This window comes from Mesorhizobium sp. M1E.F.Ca.ET.041.01.1.1 (assembly GCF_003997355.1).
Classification (GTDB): Bacteria; Pseudomonadota; Alphaproteobacteria; order Rhizobiales; family Rhizobiaceae; genus Mesorhizobium.
In genome coordinates this window covers 1-730 of record NZ_RZSL01001160.1, presented here as the reverse complement: position 1 = coordinate 730, position 730 = coordinate 1, and the positions used below count along the sequence as shown (strand labels likewise).

The window sequence follows — 730 nt, the reverse complement described above, 5'->3', positions numbered from 1 at the left end:
CGGCCGCGGCCGCGCGTTTGGTCACCTCGTCGGCTAGCCGCTCCTGGAAGGCGAAGGGATCGCGCTGCGCCTGGTCGGGGGCGCCGGGAGCAGCCGGTCCGCCTGCCTCAGGGCCGCCGGGAGCGCCGGAGCCGTGGTCGAAGCGCGGCGGCGCCAGCACCGCCTGCAGCGCGCTGGTGTAGTCGCGCCAGGCATCGAGCTGTTCGGAGCGGATACCGATGCGGGTCTCGAGCGCCGAAAGCCGGGCGGCGAGCATTTCCGGCGGCGGCGGCCCCATGCGGAAGCCCTCCGGCCCCTGCGGTCCGTGTCGCATCGGCCCATGCGGGCCGGGCCAGGGCATCGGGCCAGGATTCGCGTCGTCCTGCCGGCCGATTGCCGGCGGTTGGTCGCCCGGTGCGCCAGGGTCGGGTTGGGCGGCCAGCACGGGATGGATGGCCGCGACCGAGAACAGGCCGAGCGCCAAAAGTCTGCTTCGCATGACGTAATCCTTTCCTTCATGCTTGCGATGGCAGGAGGATAGGAAGCGTCTTTTGCCGCTTTGCTTCGGCGCGTTGCCGAAGGTTTCCGCAAAAAGGAGATTTGTTTCCCAATGTTTCCGGCGCCACCACAGAAACATTCGGTTGCAATTTTCCATGCCGCTCGGCGGCGGCACTCCTTATAATCCCCACTCCCTATTATCGGGGGCGAAAAGGCAAATCGGGCAGACATGCAGGCACAATCCCATATCCTC

At 67.3% G+C, this 730-nt stretch carries 1 protein-coding gene; it reads right to left on the bottom strand.

Annotated elements, in window-relative coordinates:
- Positions 1 to 478 (bottom strand): hypothetical protein (locus tag EOA38_RS38095; protein ID WP_127301638.1); only part of this gene is annotated, 478 nt, incomplete at its 3' end.
- Positions 479 to 730 lie beyond the last annotated feature (252 nt).